Origin of the sequence: Psychrobacillus sp. FSL H8-0484, assembly GCF_038005325.1 — a bacterium.
In the GTDB taxonomy this organism is placed as follows: Bacteria; Bacillota; Bacilli; order Bacillales_A; family Planococcaceae; genus Psychrobacillus.
Genome location: NZ_JBBOSZ010000001.1, coordinates 3,589,633 through 3,614,034, shown reverse-complemented (window position 1 = coordinate 3,614,034; position 24,402 = coordinate 3,589,633). Strand labels below are relative to the sequence as shown.

The 24,402-nt window shown below is 35.9% G+C and carries 20 protein-coding genes; 17 read left to right on the top strand and 3 right to left on the bottom strand.

The features are described from left to right. Positions 1–153: 153 nt before the first annotated feature. Both MHH81_RS17655 and MHH81_RS17650 read right to left on the bottom strand, forming a co-directional pair. The gene (locus tag MHH81_RS17655) at positions 154–1,566 is read right to left on the bottom strand and encodes a M20 family metallopeptidase (RefSeq protein ID WP_340923755.1); all 1,413 of its coding nucleotides are present in this window, start codon (positions 1,564–1,566) and stop codon (positions 154–156) included. Between the two features lie 70 nt (positions 1,567–1,636). Then, positions 1,637–2,875 carry an MFS transporter gene (locus MHH81_RS17650; protein ID WP_340923753.1) on the bottom strand — a complete coding sequence of 413 codons (1,239 nt, stop codon included), beginning with the start codon at positions 2,873–2,875 and terminating at the stop codon, positions 1,637–1,639. Positions 2,876–3,083: 208 nt separating this feature from the next. On the opposite strand from MHH81_RS17650, the gene MHH81_RS17645 reads away from it, so the two are divergent. Continuing rightward, complete coding sequence (locus MHH81_RS17645; RefSeq protein ID WP_340923751.1) at positions 3,084–4,379, top strand: ArsR family transcriptional regulator; 1,296 nt, start codon at positions 3,084–3,086, stop codon at positions 4,377–4,379. 701 nt (positions 4,380–5,080) lie between these two features. Beyond that, a complete protein-coding gene (locus tag MHH81_RS17640) occupies positions 5,081–5,650 on the top strand; it encodes an SF0329 family protein (RefSeq protein WP_340923748.1) in 570 nt (189 codons plus the stop codon). A gap of 1,139 nt (positions 5,651–6,789) precedes the next feature. Here the strand turns inward: MHH81_RS17640 and MHH81_RS17635 are convergent. Continuing rightward, complete coding sequence (locus MHH81_RS17635; RefSeq protein ID WP_340923746.1) at positions 6,790–7,338, bottom strand: GbsR/MarR family transcriptional regulator; 549 nt, start codon at positions 7,336–7,338, stop codon at positions 6,790–6,792. A gap of 386 nt (positions 7,339–7,724) precedes the next feature. Between MHH81_RS17635 and MHH81_RS17630 the strand changes: the two genes are divergently transcribed. The 15 genes from MHH81_RS17630 (at position 7,725) to ptsP (ending at position 24,321) form a co-directional block, all read left to right on the top strand. Continuing rightward, the gene (locus tag MHH81_RS17630; protein WP_340923744.1) at positions 7,725–8,813 is read left to right on the top strand and encodes an ABC transporter ATP-binding protein; all 1,089 of its coding nucleotides are present in this window, start codon (positions 7,725–7,727) and stop codon (positions 8,811–8,813) included. After that, a complete protein-coding gene (locus MHH81_RS17625; RefSeq protein WP_340923742.1) occupies positions 8,810–9,964 on the top strand; it encodes an alkaline phosphatase family protein in 1,155 nt (384 codons plus the stop codon). Before MHH81_RS17630 ends, MHH81_RS17625 begins: the two co-directional genes overlap by 4 nt. After that, positions 9,965–10,852 (top strand): carbohydrate ABC transporter permease, encoded by an 888-nt coding sequence (locus MHH81_RS17620; RefSeq protein ID WP_340923740.1) that lies wholly within the window; start codon positions 9,965–9,967, stop codon positions 10,850–10,852. 12 nt (positions 10,853–10,864) lie between these two features. Further along, a complete protein-coding gene (locus MHH81_RS17615; protein ID WP_340923738.1) occupies positions 10,865–11,686 on the top strand; it encodes a carbohydrate ABC transporter permease in 822 nt (273 codons plus the stop codon). A 95-nt stretch (positions 11,687–11,781) separates the two neighbouring features. Beyond that, entirely contained in the window at positions 11,782–13,107 is a 1,326-nt protein-coding gene (locus MHH81_RS17610; RefSeq protein ID WP_340923736.1) for an ABC transporter substrate-binding protein, read from the top strand. A 75-nt stretch (positions 13,108–13,182) separates the two neighbouring features. Continuing rightward, on the top strand, positions 13,183–13,917 hold the full coding sequence (locus tag MHH81_RS17605; protein WP_340923734.1) for an HAD hydrolase-like protein: 735 nt from the start codon (positions 13,183–13,185) through the stop codon (positions 13,915–13,917). Next, a complete protein-coding gene (locus MHH81_RS17600; RefSeq protein ID WP_340923732.1) occupies positions 13,917–14,846 on the top strand; it encodes a sugar phosphate isomerase/epimerase family protein in 930 nt (309 codons plus the stop codon). The genes MHH81_RS17605 and MHH81_RS17600 overlap by 1 nt, the downstream gene beginning before the upstream one ends. A 25-nt stretch (positions 14,847–14,871) precedes the next feature. After that, a complete protein-coding gene (locus MHH81_RS17595) occupies positions 14,872–15,810 on the top strand; it encodes an NAD(P)-dependent oxidoreductase (RefSeq protein ID WP_340923730.1) in 939 nt (312 codons plus the stop codon). 598 nt (positions 15,811–16,408) lie between these two features. Next, positions 16,409–18,223 (top strand): LysM peptidoglycan-binding domain-containing protein, encoded by a 1,815-nt coding sequence (locus tag MHH81_RS17590; protein WP_340923728.1) that lies wholly within the window; start codon positions 16,409–16,411, stop codon positions 18,221–18,223. Between the two features lie 121 nt (positions 18,224–18,344). Beyond that, positions 18,345–19,070 carry an EcsC family protein gene (locus tag MHH81_RS17585; protein WP_340923726.1) on the top strand — a complete coding sequence of 242 codons (726 nt, stop codon included), beginning with the start codon at positions 18,345–18,347 and terminating at the stop codon, positions 19,068–19,070. Between the two features lie 320 nt (positions 19,071–19,390). Next, positions 19,391–19,774: an S-layer homology domain-containing protein gene (locus MHH81_RS17580; protein ID WP_340923724.1), complete on the top strand. Its 384-nt coding sequence runs from the start codon at positions 19,391–19,393 to the stop codon at positions 19,772–19,774. A 282-nt stretch (positions 19,775–20,056) separates the two neighbouring features. After that, positions 20,057–20,539: a PTS sugar transporter subunit IIA gene (locus MHH81_RS17575; protein WP_340923722.1), complete on the top strand. Its 483-nt coding sequence runs from the start codon at positions 20,057–20,059 to the stop codon at positions 20,537–20,539. Between the two features lie 265 nt (positions 20,540–20,804). Then, on the top strand, positions 20,805–22,253 hold the full coding sequence (gene nagE / locus MHH81_RS17570; protein ID WP_340923720.1) for an N-acetylglucosamine-specific PTS transporter subunit IIBC: 1,449 nt from the start codon (positions 20,805–20,807) through the stop codon (positions 22,251–22,253). Positions 22,254–22,348: 95 nt separating this feature from the next. Further along, complete coding sequence (locus MHH81_RS17565; RefSeq protein ID WP_340923718.1) at positions 22,349–22,618, top strand: HPr family phosphocarrier protein; 270 nt, start codon at positions 22,349–22,351, stop codon at positions 22,616–22,618. Further along, on the top strand, positions 22,612–24,321 hold the full coding sequence (gene ptsP / locus MHH81_RS17560; RefSeq protein ID WP_340923716.1) for a phosphoenolpyruvate--protein phosphotransferase: 1,710 nt from the start codon (positions 22,612–22,614) through the stop codon (positions 24,319–24,321). Before MHH81_RS17565 ends, ptsP begins: the two co-directional genes overlap by 7 nt. The last annotated feature ends 81 nt before the right edge of the window (positions 24,322–24,402 follow it).

The window sequence follows — 24,402 nt, the reverse complement described above, 5'->3', positions numbered from 1 at the left end:
TTACACTAAGCGAACCTTTCCTCAATTTTATCGAAGAAAGGTTCACTGTTTCTGTTGTATAATTTGCGTACTAATTTCAGGGGATATCCCGATGATTTCGAATCAAGAAATGTAAAGCCTTGGTCCGTATCATATTATGATAAGATAGATGGTTTAATAAACACGAGCTATATATTCCTTCACTTCTGTTGGAAGTGGTGAAACATACTGTTCGCCGTCCCGACGTTCAACTAACTCTGCCTTTGCCTTCTCAATAAGATCAGGACGATTAAGGACTTCTATTGCTGTAGCTGCCATCACTTTCCCGGCATGCAGCATACCTTTATGCGCAATAGAGGTTGTCCCTGTCGCAACGATCTGCCAAGTATGGAAGGGTGTTCCAAGTGCTTCGCATGCTGTCATACATTGTGCTGTAGGTACTACCCAACTAACATCCCCAACATCTGTTGAACCCGGCAATATTCCGTTTCCGGGAGTAAATGGATCGATAAGGTCTGATAACACTTTCCCAGCTAATTCTTTATTCACTTTCACTTCAAAACTTTTATCAGCTTCCGAAAGTGTTTCACGAATCTTTTGGGCAAATTGCAATTCATCTTCATTATGTTGTGGTGCTCCTAACGCAATGAAGTTATCATGCATCACTTTCTCTAACGTTGTATTCGGTATTACATCAGAAAGAGCGGATGCAAAGTCAATTTCCACTTCAGTTCCTGTCATTAATGCAGCACCTCTTGCAATGTCACAAACACGTTGATAAACTTCTTCAGTTTGTGATACGCGAGGTGCTCTTACAAAATATAACACTTCAGCTTCAGCTTGGACAACGTTTGGTGAAAAGCCGCCTGAATTTGTTACCGCGTAGTGTACCCTTGCTTCTGGAATAATATGTTCACGTAAATAGTTGACTCCGACATTCATGAGTTCAACTGCATCAAGCGCACTTCTTCCTAAATGCGGGCTACCTGCTGCGTGTGCACTTTTTCCTTTGAATTTAAAGTATACTTCGTAACACGCAAGTGAAGCCATAGACATTATGTTATTCCGAGTTCCAGGATGCCATGTTAATGCCACATCTACATCATCAAACAACCCTTCCCTTACCATGAAAGTCTTACCGCCGCCAATTTCCTCTCCAGGGCAACCATAATAACGAACTGTTCCTTCTATATTGTTTTCTTCCATGTAGTAACGAAGTGCCATAGCGGCTGCTAGTGAACCGGTTCCGAGTAAGTTATGCCCACAACCATGTCCATTGCCGTTAATTTCCTCTGGATTATATTCTGGTACGCCACCTGATTGACTTAATCCAGAAAGGGCGTCATACTCTCCTAGAAATGCAATAATAGGTTTTCCACTTCCGAAACTACCGATGAAAGCAGTTTTGATATTTCCCACACCTTTTTCGACGGAAAATCCTTCTTCTTCTAATGTTTCGCACAATAATTGGGAAGATTTATCCTCTTGAAAACCCATTTCTGCATAACTCCAAATTTTATCACTCACTTGAATGAGCTTTTGACGCTTTTCTTCTATTATTTCTGTTAATCTATGACGAAAATCCATTTTTATCACCTCTTGTTAGACTTGTAGTGAACTTTACCATATTGCTAAAAATTGTATCGAATGAATAGGGTTACTCTAGTTGAGATGAAGCGCTTTCAAATACACCGTCATTGTTTTTCGGAATTTTAAACATTAAAGAACAAATACTCGTTACCCCTAATGCTACAACGAGGAAGAAGAACGCAGCCTGATATGATCCAAACGCGTCGATCAATGCACCCATAACTGTTGGGGCAATAAATCCCGCTAATCCTCCAACAAAATACATTGTACCCATAAAAGACCCGACGATATTTTCTGATACGTGTTTTAAAGGAATAGATAAAATAGTCATACCTATCGCGGATCCTCCTATAGAGTAAATACTTTGATAGATAACAACCAATTGAATTGAGGGTGCATAATACATTAAAAGCAAGCAAATACTTGCAATAATTGTACCAAATAGGATAATATACTTCTCTTTTCCTGCTAGCGTTTTATCAATTAAATAACCTGTTATTATAGCAGAAGCTAGTCCAAATGCTTGCGGAATCATTGCAAGAGAACCTACTTCCTTTAAATTCAAATCACGTGAACTTTCTAAGTAAGACGGCATCCATGAAGAAAAACCCCATTGTGCAATACTCGAACCAAAATACATGATGACAACAATCCATAGCATTTTATGTTTATATAAGTCTTTCATTACTGTTTTGGTAATGTTGTTACCATCTCGAGTCGTTTTTACTACTTTTGGAGGATGGTAATAAATACTTAATAATAGAGTTACAACAAGACCAAGGCCACCAATAATATAAAACATAACGCGCCAGCCAAAAGTATCTGAGATAACCGCAGTAAGGTATAAAGCAAGGACCCCACCTAGTAACTGAGCTGCAAGTAACATTGACTTCGCTCTTGCACGAACTCCTTTTTTGTAAATTTCTGTAATAGCTACAGCGCTGCCTGTAGGTAATCCCCCATCACCTAATCCAAGAATCAATCGTGCCGCTAAAATAGCAACAAATGATCCTACCATACCTGTCAACAATGAAAATAAAGATATAATGAATAATGCTATTACAATAATTTTTCTCGAACCAAACTTGTCTGAGACCCACCCTGCAAGAAGAGTCATGCAGGCACTACTTAACCAGAAGCTGCTAATTACCATACCACTTTGTGTTTCGGATAAGTTTAATTCTTTACTAATTGGTATGATTGCAATATTCATACCAAACAACGTCAAGGAATCAACAATCCATCCCAAGAATAGTAATGAAAAGATAAAATGACGTTTCCCATTGCTCATCTGTACTTTTTCCATGGTCATCCCCCATAATTCAACTTTTAAAGAAAATTAACTGAACCTATAAAATATTTTTCCCTCCTTTAATTTCACTTTCGGTCCTCTTTAGGACTTGTCCTTTACTATATCATAATATTCAGAATGTGAAATAATATTCTGCGAAAATCAAAAGTATTTTTTTTGAATACCCAAATTCTGCTATAATAGATAAGGAAAGGGGCGAAAGATGTTGAATATATTATTGGGTTTAATTGGACCAAATGATTCAATTGAAGTAGTTCAACAATATTTGAAGAAATACAACGATATAACCTGTATTCCAATAGAGTGCCTAACTGAGGAGGATTTAAATAAACGTGTTTTACCCTGTAAGGCTGATATAACTATGTGGCTTTGTACTGGGCCAATTACATATGGTATTGTTCAAAAATGGGGAGGGATATCTGATCCTATTTTTCACATTCCATTCCACGGTTCAGCTATATATAGCGTACTCCTGCAACTATCACATGAACATCACATTAAAGTTAATGAAATAAGCTACGATTCAATCTCTCTTGAAGAATTTAAACAAGTGTTACAAGAAACAGGTATTAAAGAATCAATTGAATATATTGAATCAGAAACGATAGAATTGCAAAAATTAATCGACTTTCACTATCGTTGCTATGAAAAAGGATTCACGAAAATAGCGATTACAGGTCATCCAATTCAAGAGCAATTACAGCAACTTGGCCTACCGGCCTATCGAATATTTCCGACAGAAATTTCTGTGGATTCTGTTGTATCTGAAATTCGTAGAATGTATGAAATGCTTCATTTTAAAAGAGCTCAAATTGCTGTACAAATTATTGAATATGATGCTGCTTTTGTGGGGTTGCCTAATACAGCATTTACTAATGATAAGCTTCATGAACTTGAACTTGAATTTACGAAAAAATTGCGTACATATACTAAAAAAATTCAAGGATCCATTCTTACAATTGCTCCAGGCCGATATGTTATTTTTTCAACAAGAGGTTTTTTACAAGATATTACCCATGACTTCACAAGAAAAGCAGAGATAGCTTCGTTTAATGGATTGAATGAAGAAGAAAAGATTTGCGGGATTGGAATTGGTCATTCAGCATATGAAGCAGAAATCAATGCATGGAATGCTTTATTACAAAGTAGGGAGTGGGGAAAAGGTTCATGGGCGGTTTGCTTTGATGATAAGAGAATTACAGGTCCTCTGGGTCAAGAAGAACAACTTACGTATTCATACATATCCGACGAAATACAAGCAATTAGAGAAAAAACATCACTCAGTGTAGCTACACTGCATAAATTGAAATCTATAATAAAAAAGCGATCAAGCAAAGAAATAAGTGCCAGTGAACTTGCTCAATATATGCAAATAACAACGCGTAGTGCTCGACGTATATTGAGTGAGTTAGAAGTAAATGGACTTGCTCACGTTGTGGCAGAGGAAAGTCCACGTATGACAGGTCGTCCAAGAAAAGTTTATAAACTATTATTGTAATGGGATTATATAGAAAAGCGTGTTTCCTGCGTAAATGTAGAATCATAATTGCACGAGGCCACAGAAAAAGTCCATTTTGTTTAACTAAGCGAACCTTCCATCGATTTTATAGAGGGAGGTTCGTTTTTGTTGTATAACTAGTGTGCTAATTTTTATTAATGTAAAATTTATAAGCCTCACTGTATAGAGAAAGTCCTGTCAACATGAAGATAGAGACGCTGATCAAGCGCATTCGAAGTGAGATATGGATGTTATGCAAATTCTCTTATTTCAAAAAGGAGAAATAGAAAAAGACAGAGGACACCAAAGCAGAATAGAGCTGTTTGGTGTCCTCTTTTTTATTGTCCAACTAAGTGTAGCCTGTTCAATCTCCTTCACGGAATAAGTGAATAAACCTAATTGTAGAGAATTTTGAATTAAATAGAGTTAAACAATCGACTAAGAAGAGTTAATTACACGGGCAATGCTGTTTATAGATAATAAAGTTATTTTAAAAACATTTCTTTTGATAAAAAAACAATAAATAACAGGGCCTTTAGTCTAAAAGTGTTATTCGCTAACTATTATCGATACATCAGAAATTCAAGTCACACTTAAATCTTGTATTTAATATGATCGATGTGTTGGTTATTGTATTATGTATAATAGAACGACTGACTGCCTCAATAAATATTAATAATATGAAAATTAAGGAGAATTACATGGCCTGGAGCAAATTGGAGCAAAATCTGGAGAGCTTTCTCTGTCCTGCATTATATGGAAGGGTTGAATACCGTGCAACCAGCTATCGTTATTTACCTGATAAAGCAGGAATTTGTTATATTGCGGTAGATAAAAAGAATGTACTCAATATGAGTGAGAGTACTACCTTAATCATATGGTATCAGACGGAGCTGGAAATTAAGAATGTCTCAGATATCCAAATTCCTATCAGCAATGAGGAAATTGAAGCGGTAAGAAAAGAAACCAAGGGGATAGTTCCGGAGGATCGTCTACAAGTAATTGCAAGGGGTAGAAAATTATCAGAATATGCAAAGGAGCTTATGTCAGCGCAGTCATCATTAAGTAAATCAAATTTTATCGTTGTAGCTAATAAGTTTTTATCCACTTCTATAGAGGAAAGCATAGAGAGCAATGATATCCTATTGAATATTCTAGCTTTGGTGGACAGACGGGTTGGAAAAAAACGAATTTTAAACATGACTGAGAAGATGAAGTTAAAGCATCCAATTGTGCAGTATTTTTATGAACTAAGGCTTAGTACGTTATGATAATAAATAACTCATCACCTGAACATCTTTCATTACTTATTGATTTCCTTCGTTTTCAATCCAAGAGAATTTATACATTTGTTATTGAGTTTACTGTGCTAGCAATTTGAGTAATAAATTCGGGAAGATCAGTGGTTAACTCAGGAGGAAGACTCTAGAGCTTTTTATAAAAGTAAATGCAGAACTCAAGATGTAGTTTTAGTTGGGTTAACAAGACTACATCATTTAATACCTCTGTGACCTACAAGCAACACAGGAGGAGTGTGTGAATAGATGCTAACATTTTGCTAACGCAATCAAATGAAAAACGATAAAATTCCGTTAAAGATGTTACAATGAACATTTTACAAATGTTGATATAGCGCACTTTTGGAACACATCGTGAAATATATGACACACTTTCACCTTACTGGCGGCATGATGTAATAATTTGCACAACAATCCTTAAACAGTAGGCATTATAGGCTTTAATATTCTCTGAAAATAGACCAGGAGTAACAACTGGGTAACATTTTCTTAGATTTGGGTTTAATATTAGAGGTTTTCCATGAGTTCTTTGAACTTTTGGAAAGCCTCATTTTTTATATCTTTTGTTACATGTAAATAAACATTTTTTGTTGTGTCTTCATCTTTATGTCCTGAACATTCCATGATTTGTGGAAGACTTAGTTCTACCTCAGCTAAAAGAAAGAGCTCAAAGGTTGAACTATTAACCCACCAAGTCAGCCTTTAATGATCGGATTTTAATAGATTGGTATCTGAATGAAATGAAAGCAAAATATCCGCGACATATGAGTGATCAATTAAAGGTGATGGAAAACGTAATTAGAAATTACCCTGAGTTTATCCATCCGGGATTGGAGAAGGCGAAAATCCTAAACTTGATTAGAGCAAATGATTTTTGCGATATTGTTTTTTCACTACATAAAGAATCCCAAAGCGAAACTCCAACCGTCCGAGGGCTAGATAAAAGATACAGTCACTAGAAAGCGGTAGAAAGGGATACGAATCTTTAACCCAAAGTATTGGGGGGAATGAATTCATGACAAGTCCGGTGATCTCATTGCAAGACAAATTTAAGAACCTACGCCTAGTTATTCAAATTTGGAAATTAATACATACTATATGGGCCAAAAAACTTATTTCTGATTTGAAAATCCATTGTCCAGCATACTGTTCACAAACTGCTGAAGCCAAGTATAATATTCGACACCGTGTCGCAGCTTATTGAGGTCTCGAAGTGATTCCTGCCTCTCTTCATCGCTAAGGTCTTCAGAAAGTACGAACTCTGAAAGTTCGGGAAGCACCTTGTTAATTGCCCCGAGCATGACATCGATTTCCCTCTGTAGCTTCATTGTAAAAAAGACACGGAATGTTTGGAAAAAATCAGTCTCTGCCACATACAGATCCTTTCGGTCTTTTTTTTCCTCTAGTTTTGTGACCATTCTAGAATCAAGCAGTGAACGGATAGCATAGCTCATGTTGCTCTTGCTCATGTTCATATATTCTTTCATATCCTCAAGTGTCATCGGTTTATCTTCGAAAAACATGATGCCATAAAGTTTCCCGAATGAATAATTGGCTCCGTATAGATCCATCGTTTGCGCAATGGCATCAATGATATGATTTCTTAATTCTGAGAGGCGTAGAGACATCTCTTTCTCAGTTTGTGTAGTTGTCTTAGTCATGATACTCTCCTGTCCTTTATACAATTCTACGAGGCTACTTAACAAAAAATTTACCTAAGGTTAATACTTAGTTCACATTAAGATTTTATATTGAGTGTACAATATTTTTTGTACGCAAGCGTGTTACAAATCAATAATACCAAATATAAAATGCGAAATAAACATAAAATTGAAAATATTGTAAAATTTACAAATGAAAAAAAGATAAATCGAGGTTGTGTAGATTAGCTGCCAAAATTTTACTAAGGATTATTTGTTTTTACTTTTGTATTTCGGCTTCCTTAGGTGTGTAAGACGTGGCTTCAAAAGTCCAGTTAAAGTAATCGTTGTCGTGTAGCTGGAACAATGACGCCAACTATAAGAATTTGATGAGGTGATTTTTTAAGATGTCAACTATTACGTTAAAGTCATTGTCGAAACAATATACGAATGAAAAAAAAACACTGGATGATATAAGTCTGGATATTAAAGATAAAGAGTTCTTAGTGTTGCTTGGACCATCTGGATGTGGTAAATCCACTTTGCTGAGAATGATTGCTGGAATTGAAGATATTACACAAGGTGATGTATACATTGGTGATGTTTGTGTAAACGAAGTGGAACCGAAGGACCGAGGAGTAGCAATGGTTTTTCAAAATTATGCTCTCTATCCACATATGACTGTATTTGAAAATATGGCTTATGGTTTGAAAATAAAGAAGGTCAAAAAGATTGAAAGGGAAAGACGGATCAATAATGCGGCAGAGATATTGCAAATTACTTCATTATTGAAACGTTTTCCTAGCCAATTATCAGGAGGCCAAAAGCAGCGTGTTGCAATAGGAAGAGCTATTGTAAAAGAACCGAAAGTTTTTTTGATGGACGAGCCGTTATCTAATTTAGATGCAAAGTTAAGAAATGAAATGAGAATTGAAATTAAAAAGCTTCATGAGCGTTTGAACTCCACTTTTATTTATGTAACGCATGATCAGGTGGAAGCTGTTACTCTAGGCGATCGAATAGCGATTATGGCAGAAGGGGAATTTAGGCAAATAGGTACTCCTATGGAAATAATAAACTGCCCTGTAGATATGTTCGTAGCTAACTTTATCAGTTCACCTCCCATCAATTATTTAGATGCTATTCTAGTACATCAAAATCAACAAGTTCATGTCGATATCGACGGGGTTTTATTGGAGACAGACCTGCCATTAGAAACGATTAAAGATAATCCAAATGCTGTAGCAGGAATTAGACCCGAGCATTGTTACATTACAGAAGAAGAGCATAATGCATTAAAAATGGAGGTCTTGTTTACAGAAATTATAGGCACGGATGTGTTAATACACTTAAAATATAAGACACTCAATTTCCTTGTGAAAGAAAGCTTTACTCAAACCTATGAAAAAGGTCAAAAGTTAAATGTGAAAATGAAAGCGAACAATCTAAACGTGTTTGACAAAAATACTCAAAAAAATTTAAGGAGATTCCAATGAATGTTCTTATTTCAATAGATGGTTTAAGCTATAAAATTTTTGAGCGTTATTCACAGCAATTCACTAGTAACGGATTTTCGTATATCAAGAAAATCATCACAACGTTTCCTTCGGTTACATTTAATGCTCATGCTACAGCAATAACCGGGAACAATCATCATAAACATAGTGTGTTTGATAATATTTTATCTCGTTCCAAAACAATAGAAAGAATCCCGTTGTATGACGATCATGAAATCATTTGTAATGAAACTTTACATAGACAAACATTATTTCACTCACTTTCTATGAATAACTTGAAGAGTAGTTCCATCCATTGGCCGCTCACGTCTAGTAACCCATATATTAATCATTTAGTTACTGAATCAAGTAGTAAAAAAAAGATTCAAAAATCTGAATCTGTATACGAGATTGATAGAATCGCATTGCATGAAACGATGCAGTCGATTGAATCGAATTCTTATCATTTTATAGCTACAAGGTTCATTGGTTATGATGCCTTGTCTCATAAATACGGAAAGGACTCTTTAGAGGCAACTGAACATGTACAAATTTTATTTGAATATGTTAATCAAATTTTTAACATGTTAGAAAAATCCCGAAAATCATACAACCTGCTTGTGTTTTCAGATCATGGTCAAAGTGATGTTGAAACGTTCTTTTATCCAAATGAAGTATTGGCACAAACTCGTTGGAAGAAGCATTTGTTTGAGCAGGAAATAAGATTTATTACCGATGGAAGCGGCTCATTGTTGTTTTACAGCTTGTTGGACCGCCAGCAAAACAGAGAAATTATGGATTATTTCAATGATTTGAATGAAGTGAATCATTTCTATGAGGTAGAAGCCAAGTCTAATTCACAGTTTAAACCTGTTGGCATCTTGGATTTAAAACACACGGTATGCGGTGAAGATATTTTCACTCCAGAAGAACCGAAATACAAGGAATTGAAAAGCTTACATGGGTATCATCCTAATGCGGTTGATGAAATGAATGGATTTATGATATGCATTGGCGATCAAATTAAAAAAGGTAAGATAATCGAACAAGGGCGAATAGAAAATATTGCACCTACTTTAGCCAATTTGTCTAAAATCCAGCACGATTGCAATGGTGAGGAAATTAATGACATCATTAGGGAGTTTGAATAAATGAGTGGACTAACTAGCAGAAGTATAAAAGATAACTTATGGTCGTTCGCCCTGTTGCTGCCAATCCTAATTCCATTAGTTGTTTTTTGGATATACCCTATGGTTAAAACTTTTCACATTAGTTTTACAGATTGGAACTACATTTCCCCCGAATTTAATTACGTGGAAATGGAAAATTATAAAAACATTATAGGTGATTCATTTTTTATAAAAGTATTAATTAATACACTGGTGTTTACTACCTTCACAGTAGTACCACCAATCATTCTAGGATTGTACGTAGCTATCCTATTGAGCAAAATAAAAGCACTTCGAACTTTCTTCGTTGCTACTATTTTTTCATCATGGATTACGCCAACTATCGTTGTTTCGATGGTATGGGTTAGTGTATTCGATAAAGATACGGGAATCATTAATGCTATTTTAGGAGTAGTAGGCATCGCACCGATTGAGTGGTTGGGTGGACAAACTACCTCTATGTTTGTAGTAATCGTCGTAACTGTTTGGCAATATTTAGGTTTATCTATCTTGTTACTAACCTCTTCTTTGACAAAGTTAGACCCAGAAGTAGAGAAAGCAAATGATTTGGATGGGGGCAAAGGATTAAGAAAATTAACAAGAATCACCTTGCCGGCTATTTCGCCTATGCTTTTATTTTTGTTTATCTTATTTACTTTAGATTCGCTTAAAGCGTACGATCAAATTTATATTTTAACACAAGGCGGCCCTTCTGGTGCGACTTCCACGATAATGTACTATTTTTATGTGTTAGCTTTTGAGTGGTATGAAACTGGACCAGCTTCTGCTTTGGCAATAATATTCCTTGTGATTTGTCTTCTGATCAGCTCTATAAATTTTATCATATCCAAACTATTGTTTAATAAATGAGGTGGAGTTGTCTTGGCAAGAGTAAAGAAAGGCTTAAATTATCTAATACTATTTTTATTAATGTTCATTATGATATTTCCGTATATTTGGATGTTTCTTGTTTCTATCAAACCTAAAAACGAGCTTTACAGCGGAAATATTTTACCTTCAACTTTTCACTTTGAAAATTATCTAAGAGTATTTACTGAAACAAAGATGTTCCTTTTTTTAGGGAACAGTATTTATGTCAGCTTAATCATCATTGTGTTTCAGGTTTTATCAGCTATTTTAGCTGCTTATGTATTTGCAATGATTAAGAAAAAGTGGGTGCAGTTTTGTTTTGTTATTATATTGGCAACGTACATGCTGCCAGCAGCTATAACCTACATTCCCTCATTCATCCTTATTTCAAAAATGAATTTGTTGGATACTCATTTAGGTTATATCTTGAGTGAATTTATCAGTATTTTTGCTATTTTTTTCTTGCGACAAACATTCGTTCAGGTGCCTAAAGAAGTGGTTTACGCAGCTAAATTGGATGGGGCAGGTCATTTAAGGCTAATATTTACGGTATTTATTCCTTATTCAAAAAATGCGATTGCCTCATTAATACTGATTACTTTCATTTATAGTTACAACAATTATATGTGGCCTTCATTGTTAATCAAATCAGAGGACAGCATGTTCGTAACAATTGGCTTGAGAAGACTGTTCATGAGTCAGGCAGGGTATGGTATGGATTTACCTTTAGCTATGGCTGCCTCGGCTGTGTCGTTGCTTCCAATGTTTATATTATTGGCAGTTTCTAATAAGAGAATTATTAATTCAATGTCTAGTCTTTATGTTAATAAATAAAAGGTGGTGGTGAATGTTAACTATATCCTATTAATTGATAAGTTAGAAAAGTACTTGATAAAACAAAATTAATATATTTTCGGAGGGATCGTATTATGGGAAATCAGAATAAGAAAATGAAAAATCTATTGATCTATTTTATGATTTTAGTATTCATTTTGACTGGAGTGATTGGGTGCTCCAATGGTACTTCAGCTGGACAAGGTAAGAGTGATACATCCGAAAACAACGAAAAAATTAAGATTGAGTTTTACTATGGTCTTGGAGGAAAACTTGGAGATACGATGGCAAAAATCGTACAAGATTTTAACAGCAGCAATGAGCAGTATGAAATTGTACCAATTATCCAAGGAGATTATGGCGAAACTTTACAAGCTTTGCAAGCTTCACTAGCAGCTAAAAAGCCGCCCGCTTTAGCCATTAATCGATACCCTGAATTTATGAAGTTGGCAAAAAATGATGTTTTGCTTCCGTTAGACGAAAATATCAATAATCCAGAATATAACAAAGAAGATTTTCTCCTTCTGGATCAAGGAAAATATAATGATGCAATCTTAGGTGTCCCGGCATATATTGCGTCACCAATGATGTATTACAGAAAAGATATCTTTGAAAAATACAATATCGATTACGATTCTTTAGAAAACTTCGAACAATTAGCAGAAGCAACAAAACTTATCAAGGAAAAAGAAGGAATTAGTGGATGGTCCATTATGTGGTATGCAGAACACATGATAGATTATGCTCGTTCAGCAGGTGGAGATATAGTTAGCGAAGATGGTAAGACTGTTACTATCGACTCGGAAGAATGGATTTATGCTTGGGACCAGATTAGAAAATGGATTCATGAGGATAAAATCATGGATACCGTATACGGTGGAAATGGATGGGAATGGTGGTATAAAACGATTGACAATGTGATGAATGGGAAATCTGCAGGATACACGGGTTCTTCTGGAGATGGAGGAGATTTGGATTTCACTAAAGTTGCAACAGGAATGCAGAAAGGTTTTAAAGGAAGCGAGCCAAGACCTGTAGCTACTGCTGTCATGTTTAACTTATTCAAGGATACTCCTAAAGAACAACAACAGGGAGCTTGGGAGTTTGTGAAGTACTTTACGGAAGCGGAGCAAACAGCATACTGGGCTGTGGAAACTGGATATATCCCAGTAAGAGATAGCGCTGTGGATACGGAAGTCTATAAAAATAAGTTAAAAGAAAATCCATACTTATCAGTTCCATTGGAACAAGCAAAGACAAAAGGGATTGCTCCTTTTGTAGATCCAACGGGTGGTAAAATTTACAATGAAATAGAATTGGCGAAAGATAAGGTATTAATTGAAAATATACCAGCAGCAGAAGCCTTGAAAGAGGCGAAAATAAAAGCTCAAGAAGAGCTTGATAAAGCACTAAAAGAGTAACTTCTATAACTAAGACTCTCTGTGTAGAGTTACAGAGAGTCCTATATTAAATTATGAGAATTGGAGAGATTAATAATGAAAGAAAACATTGCATTAGCTATATTTGATCTAGCTGGAACATTGGTAGAAGATAATAATGGAGTAAGAGATTGTCTGCATAAAGCGGCTATTGAGTATGGGTTAAACGTAACTAAAGATGAAATCAGCACTCATATGGGAACGAACAAAATCCATTTATATCAATTTTTAATTGCAAGAGCAAATGGAAAAGAGATTGATTTCAAAAATTTCGAGGTAGATATTGACGATACAACACATGATGAAGCTGTAAAAATATATCATAAATATACAGAATACATGATTTCCTATTATAAAGAAAACTGCCGAGAAATTGAAGGTGCTACAGAAACCCTAAGATGGTGCAAGGAAAATGGAATAAAAGTAGCGACGGGAACAGGTTTTCATAAAGAGATTAACAGTGTAATTATGGAATCATTAGGTTGGGTAAAAGACGGTTTAATTGATTATGCAGTAGACCTTGATATGGTCCCAGAAGGTAAAGGGCGACCTGCACCTTTTATGGTTTTCAAAGCTATGGAGTATTTAAATGTTCAAAACATCAGACAAGTTATTAAAATCGGTGATACACCAGCTGACATGCTCGAAGGATATAATGCAGGTTGTCGAGCGGTAATTGGCGTGACCCAAGGGTCGACTCCAATTGAAGTGTGGGGTAAGTATTGGCACACTCATGTAATAAGTACTGTGAAAGAACTACCAGAGCTTATTGAGTCAGGTAAAATTGTGTAATGATTCCATATGAAAAAGCGGCAAGTATAGGCATTGTGTTACCTAAGTTATTTCCATTCTCTCAAAGCAAACCAGAAGAGATGATTTCAAGTCTTATTACTATACTGGAAGATCCCTTTTTTACGGCAGTTGAAGTCTCTTATATTGCTGATAAAGAGGCAAGAGAGATGGCTAAAAAATATTTAGATTATAGTTGTGTGGAAACCATTTTCAATGGTGGAGATGCTTTCAGAGAATTAAAGATTAATTTAAGTTCTTTAGATCCTGATATTAGAAAACAGTCTATTCTTCAGTGTCAAATGCTGGTTGACCATTGTTACGAGATGGGTGCAAAAATTATGCATATCGTTACAGGGAAATTTGAAGGAGAAGAAAGTAAACATCAGAATATAAATGCTTTTATTGATTCAACAATGAAATTGTGTAAGTACGCTAAAGATAAAGCCGATACATATGAGCTTAGCATCTCTCTAGAAATTGGCGATAGGCATGTTGACCGTAAATACTTGTTGGGTCCTACCCATGAGGCAGTAAACGTAGCAAGAATTATTCAAAGCGAATACAATAATTTCGGTCTCCTACTTGACCAAAGTCACCTTCCTATTATGGGAGAAGATCCGAATAAATCACTGTGGCTTGCCAAAGACTATCTAACTCACATCCATATAGGGAATAGTTACATTAAAAATAAAGAAGTCAGCTATTTTGGAGATAAGCACATTCCGTTTGGAGTTAAGGATTCTGAAGTTGGTGTTGTTGAGCTTACAAAGTTTATCACAACTTTGCATGATATAGATTTTTTTAAGAGTCCTAAACCAACAAGAAAGCCAGTTATTACATTTGAAGTCGGTTGTCTTGATAATGAGTCACCAAAGCTAGTAATTGCAAATTTAAAACGTACTTTCTTTGAAGCTTGGGCAAATGCATAAACTGATTGCAAGGAGTGTTATATAAATGAATGTTGTAATTACAGGTTACTTTAACGATCAATCTAAACAGAGAGTTATTCAGTCGTTTCCGGAGGATTGGAAGATTCAAATCGTTGAACCTCAGCAAATCGATGAATTCATTGGTGAAGCCGATGTGTTAATTCCAGAACATATCGAAGTAAACGAATCCTTATTAAATAAAGCACATCATTTGAAATTTGTTCAAACGGGTGCAGGTTTTGATAATGTTGATATTGAAGCGTGTTCTAACAGAAAAATTTGGGTAAGTAATGCGGCTGGAGTAAATGCTAATGCAGTCGCTGAACATATTTTGGCTTTAATACTCAATTATTATAAAAATATTTCATATCTAGATCGATTTATGAAGAATAGAGAAGATGAAACGAAACTGGAGTACGTTGGCGGAGAGCTGTTTGGAAAAACAATAGGTACAATTGGCTTTGGTGCGATTGGTTCCAGAGTAGCTGAACTGGCAAAAGCTTTCAACATGAAAGTGCTCGCTTATGATACAAATAAAAATATTCAAAGTGATGACGTTGAATTGGTTGATTTAGATACATTGATTAAAAACTCTGACGTTATTACAATCAATATTTTCCTTGATGATTCTACAAGAAATTTAGTAGATAAATCATTTTTAAATAAAATGAAAAACGATGCGTTGCTTGTGAATACAGCAAGAGGACCTCTTGTATGTGAAGACGATTTGATAAAAGCACTAAAAGATAATGTAATTGGAGGAGCTTGTCTTGATGTATTTACTGAGGAACCTTTGAGTTTAGATAATGGTCTGAGAAATTTAGGAAATGTAGTATTGACTCCTCATACGGCGGGTATGCCTGATGGAACGAAATTTCATGAAACAAGGTATCGTTTCTTTGTTCAAAATATATTGAGACTCCAAAATAATGAGATGCCGCTAAATAATTTAAATCAAATATAGTAAATTTTGAGGAAACAAGCTGGAATCAGTATTATCTGACTCCAGCTTGTTTCATTAGGTATTGTTTTCAATAAATATGCATACAACATTAATATTAAAAAGAAAATCTTATGTTGTTTTTTTCTAATAATATCTCCAAAATTAAAATAGCATTTGACCAGAAGTATGTAACTAATAATTTGGGAAGGCTTTATAAATAGTATTGCCAACCATTGCAATGATCTATATTACTATTCTTAGTATGTTTTTTTCGAAATACACTTATTTTTCATAGATGTTTATATCGTCAAGAATACTTCTTAGTTTCTTTTCACTTATTGGTACTATGTTATTTTCTCTAGAGGTTTTTTTTATTTCTAAATTCCTCAAACTTGTCATTTCTTACTTCCACAAACAAACAATATCAATGCAATATACTGTTTGAATCAGCACTCCATAACCGCTAAGGGCAATAGCATCCTTTAAATACCATTAAATTAATATAGACATACACAATCTACTTTTTCCTGCGATAGGTTATAGTATTCAGTGAAAAACATATGGATAGAAAAGGTAACGGCTCCTTTTCTAGAAGAATAATTATAGTGGAGGCTTGTAGATGCAAATTTTTTACACAGTCCGCCCAGGGGATACGCTGTATCAGATTGCGAAGCGATGGGAATTACCAGTAGAATCCCTTATTGCTGCAAATAATTTGAAAGCGCCTTACACGATTTATGTTGGTCAGCAGCTTTCCGTTCCTCCTGGAGTTGATGTCATACGAGTAAGGCCAGGTGATACTATTTTTGAAATTGCTCAATTTTTTGGTGTCCCACAATCCGTTATCATCGAAGCAAATCAACTTTTTCCTCCATTTATCATTCAAAGTGGTCAGCTTTTGAAAGGTCCACCAGGCAACCCTTATTACGTTGTTCAACCTGGGGATACACTATTTCAAATTGCTAGTCGTTATAACGTAATAACAAATGGGCAAAGTAAACCTGAACTGATTAGAGAGGTGAACAACCTTCCGTCCAATACTATATTCCCTGGGATGAAGTTACTCATACCTTATGCTCCTCCTGGGGGTCGAGGTTTAATTGCCTATGTATCCAACGTTGGAGGAATCTATGATTTATGGTTATATAACCCTACGAATGGGGATAATAGAAAAATTACAAATGGTTTAGGAGAATCCTCTTCGATTCCTTTTTGGTCACCCGACAGTAATAAAATAGCCTTTGTAGGAAAAAGTGAGATTCTTTATGTTCTACACTTAATGGAAGGTACCGTTACACGTATTGACCAATTTAGTGAAGGTTTAGGCATATATATAAGTTGGTCACCGGATAGTCAAAAAATAGCTTATACAAAACAGAATGATATTATCTTGTACAATCTCAACACACATCAATTCCAGAAAATGTCCCAACCGGCTGCCACTGATGTCCAATGGTTTCCAAGCGGAACAGAATTACTTTTCCAAGCTCCCGATGTGTCAGGGGTTAGTCAGCTTTACAGGATTCGAACCGATGCAACTAGTAAAAGGCAACTCACTCGTAACACTGGCGGACTGCTTAATAATGTACGCCTTTCCCCCGATGGATCGTATGTGCTTTATACAACCCCTGGTGCTAGCATCTCTATTATTTATACGTTAGAAATTTCCACTGGAAGCATATTTGAAGTAAGGGGCGGACCGCTTGCTAAAAACTATTTTCCAGTATGGTCTCCTAATTCATTGACCATTGCTTATAGTGCGACTGCTTTTGAAGATGTTGGATACTTCTCTCTAATCCGAACAACAGGAAGGCGAGGGGAGGACGACCTGACAAGATCTGTTTCGAATTGCTTTGCTACTCCTGTTACATGGTCCCCAGAGGGTCGGAAAATTGCCTATCTTTCGGGTTGTTATAACCAGGGAATGGCTAGTGAGATGTGGTTGATTGACCTATTACATCCTGTACCGATTCGATTAATAGAAGGAGCACTCATTACATCCTTGCAATGGTCACCTATGCCAATTTCACTTATGAATAAAACTTTTACCAGCCTTGTATACAACGTTCAACTTCAATATCCTTCACATTGGGATAGAGTAACAACCGACAGATATGAAGGACCAGATGGCTTTTTTCAAGTTTCAGCTATTTCTTCAGATGAACCAATTAATGAAGTTTGCCACAATGAAGCATTCCATCAACTATTACCATACGGTTCCGAACCTCGTATAAATAAAGCACAAATTCAACAACAAGAAGCATGTTTTATTTTCCCGTCAGATGACCAACCTCCAGAAATGAGAGGTCAAGCGGCTCTCATTGTGCGGTATCCAAATCCAATTTCAATAGAAGGAAGTACCTACAATTACTTTATTTTGTGGGCAGATCAAGACCACATAAATGAAATTAGTTCTTCCCTTGTTTTTCTATAAGACATATATTATTTCACTACGACTCTAGGCTTAGAAGTAAACACCACTAAGGTCCATTGGAATGATGTTCCAATGGGCTATAATAGAAGGTACGAGGAAATGTGTAGAAGGAGAAAGGTATATGGAAGATTATACAAAGGAAGTAGAACAAGAACTTTACTTTTGGAAGCACAAAATGACCAGACGATCTGGCCGCATTAGCCGTGCAGCCAAGAATGTACAAACAAAGATTAACGGTCTTATTCCAGAAAAATTTCATCAAGTGATGACAGAAAGTATCAAAAACATGGTGAAAGCAACGCTCGTAGGCTCAGATATTACGACGAAAAAACGGTTACCATTAGAACTTAGCCTCTATGAGCGTGACGAATTACTAAAAGAAAAACTTTCTACCTTCAGAAAAACGGCTGTTATGGAAGGCGCTGGAACAGGGGCAGGAGGTATACTGCTTGGGCTTGCTGATTTTCCATTGCTATTATCTATTAAAATGAAATTTCTTTTTGAAGCTGCTGCTGTTTATGGATTCGATACGGACGATTACGAAGAACGACTCTTCCTCTTGCATATTTTCCTATTAGCCTTTTCGAGTGAGGACAAACGAAAAGATACGTTATTTATCATTGAAAACTGGGAAGAACAAAAATATTTAATAGCCGATATGAACTGGCGGGACTTTCAACAGGAATACCGGGAATATATTGATTTAGTGAAAATGTTTCAATTATTACCTGGAATAGGAGCAGTGGTTGGAGCGTTTGCCAATTATAATTTACTAGACCAGCTCGGAGAAACAGCAATGAATTCCTACCGGTTACGTTTATTACACTCGGATGAAAAAAGGAGTTAATAGTATATACAAGAAAAAACACCCATTATCAGGTGTCCAGACTGTAGACAAATTCGTTTTACAATGAATAGAGATGTATAAGAGAATTAGCGGGGTCCGCCACTTCGCTTTCCGTGAGCTTGGCTTCAGCTCAAGCTATTCCCACAGGAGTCTTCGTGGCGGGCCCTGCCTATTTTTCAAAAGTTGAAAGTGGAAATTTAGACATTAAAGATAATACAAAGTTTAATGGAGATGACTCTGTTTCAAAAGGATAAGCGATAAAAATCATTATGAATTCTCTCACTTATTTTTATGCGGGTTACTATGATGAAAGAGAAAATATGAACCAAACTATAGGTCTTAAACACCCGTTATATCACCCGATAGAACGCGCAGTTGCAATGGGAATTATTAAGCCAACTAGTAAGAGCTTTGATGTTGACTCTCCGATTAAAAGAAAAGAAATAGCTGCTTGGTATGTACGTGTTCTAGGACTAGAGCAAGCAGCTAAACATAGTAGTATTTATAAACTGGATTTTGCAGATGCAAATAAAATTCAAAATGAATACATTGGTTATGTTACCTTAGCAAACTCATTGGAATTATTAAAAATTGATCAAAATCACTTTTACCCTGATCGAGAAGTGACGTATGCAGAGTTGGCAGTTTCAACTTTTCGCCTAGCTCATGAAATATCTGACAAAAGAAATAGCCAAAATTATTAAAGTAGAGACAACTAGGCACTTGTAATGAGGATGTAAAGCGGCCATTTAAAAGCCTCCACCGTATGAGAACTCAAACGTGGAGGCTTTTAATCTGTCCAATTGTTTACAACTGATTGTTTACATGTTATCGATACGGACTGGCATGGCGGTAGTAGTAGAGAGTTTTTCAACTCTTTCATTTACCCCATGCCTTTTTATGTTCTGTCCTTTATGATTGCGCAATATATATGAGTTATACGAATTTTTTATCTTCCCAACGATGTATACAAAGGAGCTAAGAACATGCTATCAAAATTATTTAATAAACGTAAATTACAAATTTATGCACCTGTCAATGGAGAAATATTTACACTTGACCAAGTTTCCGATCCAGTTTTTAGTCAAAAAATGATGGGAGAAGGAATTGCGATTATGCCTAAGAACGGTAATATTCATGCTCCTATAGAAGGTACTATCACTCTTATTTCAGAGACCAAGCACGCGATTGGCCTTCTCTCAAACGATGGTACAGAAGTTCTGATTCATATTGGTTTGGAAACGGTTTCACTAAAAGGACAAGGCTTTTCAGTTATTGTTAAAACAGGAGATCGAGTTTCTGTTGGGCAATTACTTATTGAAGTAGATTGGGAGTATATTCGTGAGCATGCCAAAAGCATTATCACACCTATTGTAATTACAAATAGTGCGGAAAAAAACGTTCAACATGAAGTCACAAAAGAATGTCTAATGGGAGAAACTGTGATAATGGTTACTTCATCAAAATAAATTACTGTAAACGAGCAGTATTAAGTTGAAATGCCTGTAGGCGAAGCCGCCTACGTCGCACTTCATTTCTATACGAAGAAACTACAGGGAGGTGGTTAACAGCAAACGGATCGAAAAACAGCAATCATTCTAGATAGGATTCAATTGTTCAAAGAACTAATTTAGCTACATTGCACTCCGTTTCGAACGTTTAATAAAGGAATTGCTATCATTTTATATCTTTTTAATTGATTACTAGAAAACTATGAATAGGAGTTGACAAACGATGATGAAATATTTACAAAAGCTCGGGCGTTCTTTAATGCTACCTGTAGCAGTATTACCAGCAGCGGCAATTTTGATGGGTATTGGGTATTGGATTGACAATGATGGTTGGGGGTCAGGGAATGTATTAGCTGCCTTCTTAATTAAAGCTGGAGCCTCGATTATAGACAATATCCCAATTTTATTTGCAGTTGGGGTTGCACTAGGAATGTCTAAAGCTAAAGACGGTTCTGCAGCAATAAGTGGGTTAGTTGCATTTTTAGTAGTCACGACTTTGTTGTCATCAGGTTCGGTAGCTATGTATCAAGGGATTGATGTAGCAAATGTTGACCCCGCTTTCGGTAAAATAGGGAATGCGTTTATCGGAATACTTTCAGGGATTGTAGCATCCATTATGTACAATCGATTTAGTCATGTGAAACTACCCGATTTCTTAGCATTCTTTAGCGGAAAACGACTCGTTCCAATTATGTCCGCTGTTTCTATGCTTGTAGTATCAGGTGTGTTATTCATCATATGGCCTATTTTCTTTGGTTGGTTAGTTTCTTTTGGAGAAACAATAAGTGGGTTAGGAACGGTTGGAGCAGGGTTGTATGGATTCTTTAACCGTTTGTTAATACCAACTGGTTTGCACCATGCTTTAAATAATGTATTCTGGTTTGACACCATAGGGATTAATGATATCGGTAAGTTTATGAATGGAACTGGTGTCAAAGGAGTCACTGGTATGTATCAGGCTGGTTTCTTTCCAATCATGATGTTTGGATTACCAGCAGCAGCTCTTGCAATGTATCATACTGCTAAAACAAATCGAAAAAAACAAATTGCAGCTTTAATGTTAGCAGCTGGATTTGCTTCGTTTTTTACAGGTGTGACAGAGCCTATTGAATTTGTATTTATGTTTTTAGCGCCAGCTCTTTATGTAGTGCATGCAGTATTAACTGGTCTCTCTTTGTTCATTGCCGCAACGTTTCAATGGACTGCTGGATTTGGTTTTAGTGCAGGGTTTATAGACTTTTCCTTAAGCTTAGCAAATCCACTCGCTAACCAACCTTATATGTTACTCGTACAAGGTTTAGTATTTGGAGTCATTTACTATTTCTTATTCCGATACTTAATAGTGAAATTCGACTTGAAAACACCAGGTAGAGGTGACGATGAAGATTATGAAGATCAGGGCGGAGAAACAAGCACTACAGCAGAAAATAAATTCTCTGCTATGGCATCTCAAATTTACGAAGGTTTAGGCGGAGACACTAACGTAGTTTCTGTTGACTTCTGTGCAACTCGTCTACGTGTGGAAGTAAAAAATATGGATGCAGTAGACCAAAAGAAGATCAAAGATACTGGTGTTCCTGGTATTAATGTTGTAGGATCACAAAGTATTCAAGTAATCGTAGGTACAAATGTACAATTTGTAGCAGATGAAATTGAAAAAATACGCAAATAATAGTATTTAGTTTTATATACCAGATTGAAAAAGCTGTTTAACAAGGATTATTCCTTCATTAAACAGCTTTTTATATAACTATTGGAGGTTGAATAATGGAAAAAACATTTAAAATTACTACTTCAGAAGGTGTACATGCCAGACCTTCTGCATTATTAGTTTCTGCTGTAACACCATTTACATCAAATGTAGAGCTTATTTATAACGGTAAATCTGCAAACTTAAAATCTATTATGGCTGTAATGACTCAATCTATTCCTACAGGATCAGTTATAACTATTTCAGCTGAAGGTGCAGATGCAGAAGCATTAATGAGTAAGGTGACTAATGTAATTATTTCTCAGGGGATTGGCGAAGAATGTTAGAAATTAATGGAATCGCTGTTTCTAATGGCATCGCAATTGCAAATGCTTATTGCTTAGTTGAGCCTGCTTTGTCTTTTGAAAAGGTTGAAATTAGTCAGATAGATGCTGAAATAGAAAGATTAAAAGATGCAGTTGCAAAAACAAAGCTAGAGCTAGAAGTAATACGCGAGTCAGCAAGGCTCAAGTTTGGAGAAGAGAAAGCAGCAATCTTTTCTGCACATTTGCTAGTATTGGAAGATCCTGAAATGTTTTCAGCAATTGTAGGGAAGATAAAACAACGAGTTAATGCAGAATTTGCTTTAGATGAAGTGTCTACGATGTATATTGACTTGTTTGAGTCGATGGAAAGTGATTATATGAAGGAACGAGCTGCAGATATTCGAGATGTTGCCAAAAGATTACTAGCTCATTTATTACATATAGAGCTTCCAGATTACAGTCGATTATCAACAGAGGTTATTATTGTTGCGGAGGATTTAACGCCTTCTATGACAGCACAACTAGATAAGCAATATGTGAAAGGAATTGTCACAAATATTGGCGGAAGAACCTCTCACTCGGCTATTTTAGCACGTTCAATGGAAATTCCAGCCGTCGTGGGTACAAAAACAGCGACGAAGAATATCAAGCATGGTTCGTCGGTTATTGTTGATGGAAAGAGCGGAAAGATTATTATTGATGCAACAGAAGAAGTGAAGGAATTTTATCTTGCTACACAAAAGGCTTTTGAACAGGAAGGGGAGTTACTCCATCAGTATATTTCGCTTCCAAGTGTTAGTGCAGACGGTCATCACGTTAAGATTGTTGGTAATATTGGTACGGCAGAAGATATTGATGCTGTTGTCGCAAACGGTGGGGATGGGGTAGGTTTATTTCGTACAGAGTTTTTATATATGGATCGACAAGAACTACCTACTGAGGAAGAGCAATTTACTGCTTATAAAAAAGTTCTGGAGAAAATGGAAGGTAAATCTACTGTCATTCGTACATTAGATATAGGAGGAGATAAGGAGCTGCCTTATTTAAACCTAGCAAATGAAATGAATCCGTTTCTAGGTTATCGAGCAATTCGATTATGCTTGGACCAACAAGATATTTTTCGTACTCAATTACGTGCATTATTAAGAGCAAGTGTGTATGGTAATTTAAAGATTATGTTTCCTATGATTGCAACGCTAGATGAATTTAGGTCTGCAAAGGCGTTACTGTTGGAAGAACAACAAAAGCTTATAGATAATGAAATTCCTGTTTCTGAAAAAATGGAAATAGGAATGATGGTTGAAACTCCTTCGGCAGCAATCATTGCAGATTTGTTTGCAAAGGAAGCCGATTTCTTATCTGTTGGTACGAACGATTTAATTCAATATACATTCGCGGCAGACCGTATGAATGAAAGAGTTTCCTATTTGTACCAGCCTCACCATCCTGCAATTTTAAGACTCGTTAAAATGGTTATAGATGCAGGGAATAGTAATGGCAAATGGGTAGGAATGTGTGGAGAAATGGCAGGAGATGAGATAGCCATTCCCATACTGTTAGTACTGGGATTAGATGAATTTTCTATGAGTGCATCATCCATTTTAAGTGCACGTTCTCAAATTGCACGATTATCTAAGGAAAAATTAAAACCTCATATGGAGCATATATTAAGTTTAATAACGGCAAGAGAAGTAGAGGAGTATGTAAAAAATAATCTTATTTAAGGACACTAAAGTTAGTTGAAAGAGGACCTTTCATTCTTGACAGGTCTTTTTCTATGTATAGATATATGTGTGAAAAATGCG

Coding starts and splice junctions, on each gene's coding strand:
- ptsP (WP_340923716.1), top strand. CDS start 22,612: ATGTTAGAAATTAATGGAATCGCTGTTTCTAATGGCATCGCAATTGCA.
- MHH81_RS17600 (WP_340923732.1), top strand. CDS start 13,917: ATGATTCCATATGAAAAAGCGGCAAGTATAGGCATTGTGTTACCTAAG.
- MHH81_RS17590 (WP_340923728.1), top strand. CDS start 16,409: ATGCAAATTTTTTACACAGTCCGCCCAGGGGATACGCTGTATCAGATT.
- MHH81_RS17605 (WP_340923734.1), top strand. CDS start 13,183: ATGAAAGAAAACATTGCATTAGCTATATTTGATCTAGCTGGAACATTG.
- MHH81_RS17580 (WP_340923724.1), top strand. CDS start 19,391: ATGAACCAAACTATAGGTCTTAAACACCCGTTATATCACCCGATAGAA.
- MHH81_RS17595 (WP_340923730.1), top strand. CDS start 14,872: ATGAATGTTGTAATTACAGGTTACTTTAACGATCAATCTAAACAGAGA.
- MHH81_RS17640 (WP_340923748.1), top strand. CDS start 5,081: ATGGCCTGGAGCAAATTGGAGCAAAATCTGGAGAGCTTTCTCTGTCCT.
- MHH81_RS17630 (WP_340923744.1), top strand. CDS start 7,725: ATGTCAACTATTACGTTAAAGTCATTGTCGAAACAATATACGAATGAA.
- MHH81_RS17655 (WP_340923755.1), bottom strand. CDS start 1,566: ATGGATTTTCGTCATAGATTAACAGAAATAATAGAAGAAAAGCGTCAA.
- MHH81_RS17635 (WP_340923746.1), bottom strand. CDS start 7,338: ATGACTAAGACAACTACACAAACTGAGAAAGAGATGTCTCTACGCCTC.
- MHH81_RS17625 (WP_340923742.1), top strand. CDS start 8,810: ATGAATGTTCTTATTTCAATAGATGGTTTAAGCTATAAAATTTTTGAG.
- MHH81_RS17565 (WP_340923718.1), top strand. CDS start 22,349: ATGGAAAAAACATTTAAAATTACTACTTCAGAAGGTGTACATGCCAGA.
- MHH81_RS17610 (WP_340923736.1), top strand. CDS start 11,782: ATGGGAAATCAGAATAAGAAAATGAAAAATCTATTGATCTATTTTATG.
- MHH81_RS17620 (WP_340923740.1), top strand. CDS start 9,965: ATGAGTGGACTAACTAGCAGAAGTATAAAAGATAACTTATGGTCGTTC.
- MHH81_RS17650 (WP_340923753.1), bottom strand. CDS start 2,875: ATGGAAAAAGTACAGATGAGCAATGGGAAACGTCATTTTATCTTTTCA.
- MHH81_RS17575 (WP_340923722.1), top strand. CDS start 20,057: ATGCTATCAAAATTATTTAATAAACGTAAATTACAAATTTATGCACCT.
- MHH81_RS17645 (WP_340923751.1), top strand. CDS start 3,084: ATGTTGAATATATTATTGGGTTTAATTGGACCAAATGATTCAATTGAA.
- nagE (WP_340923720.1), top strand. CDS start 20,805: ATGATGAAATATTTACAAAAGCTCGGGCGTTCTTTAATGCTACCTGTA.
- MHH81_RS17585 (WP_340923726.1), top strand. CDS start 18,345: ATGGAAGATTATACAAAGGAAGTAGAACAAGAACTTTACTTTTGGAAG.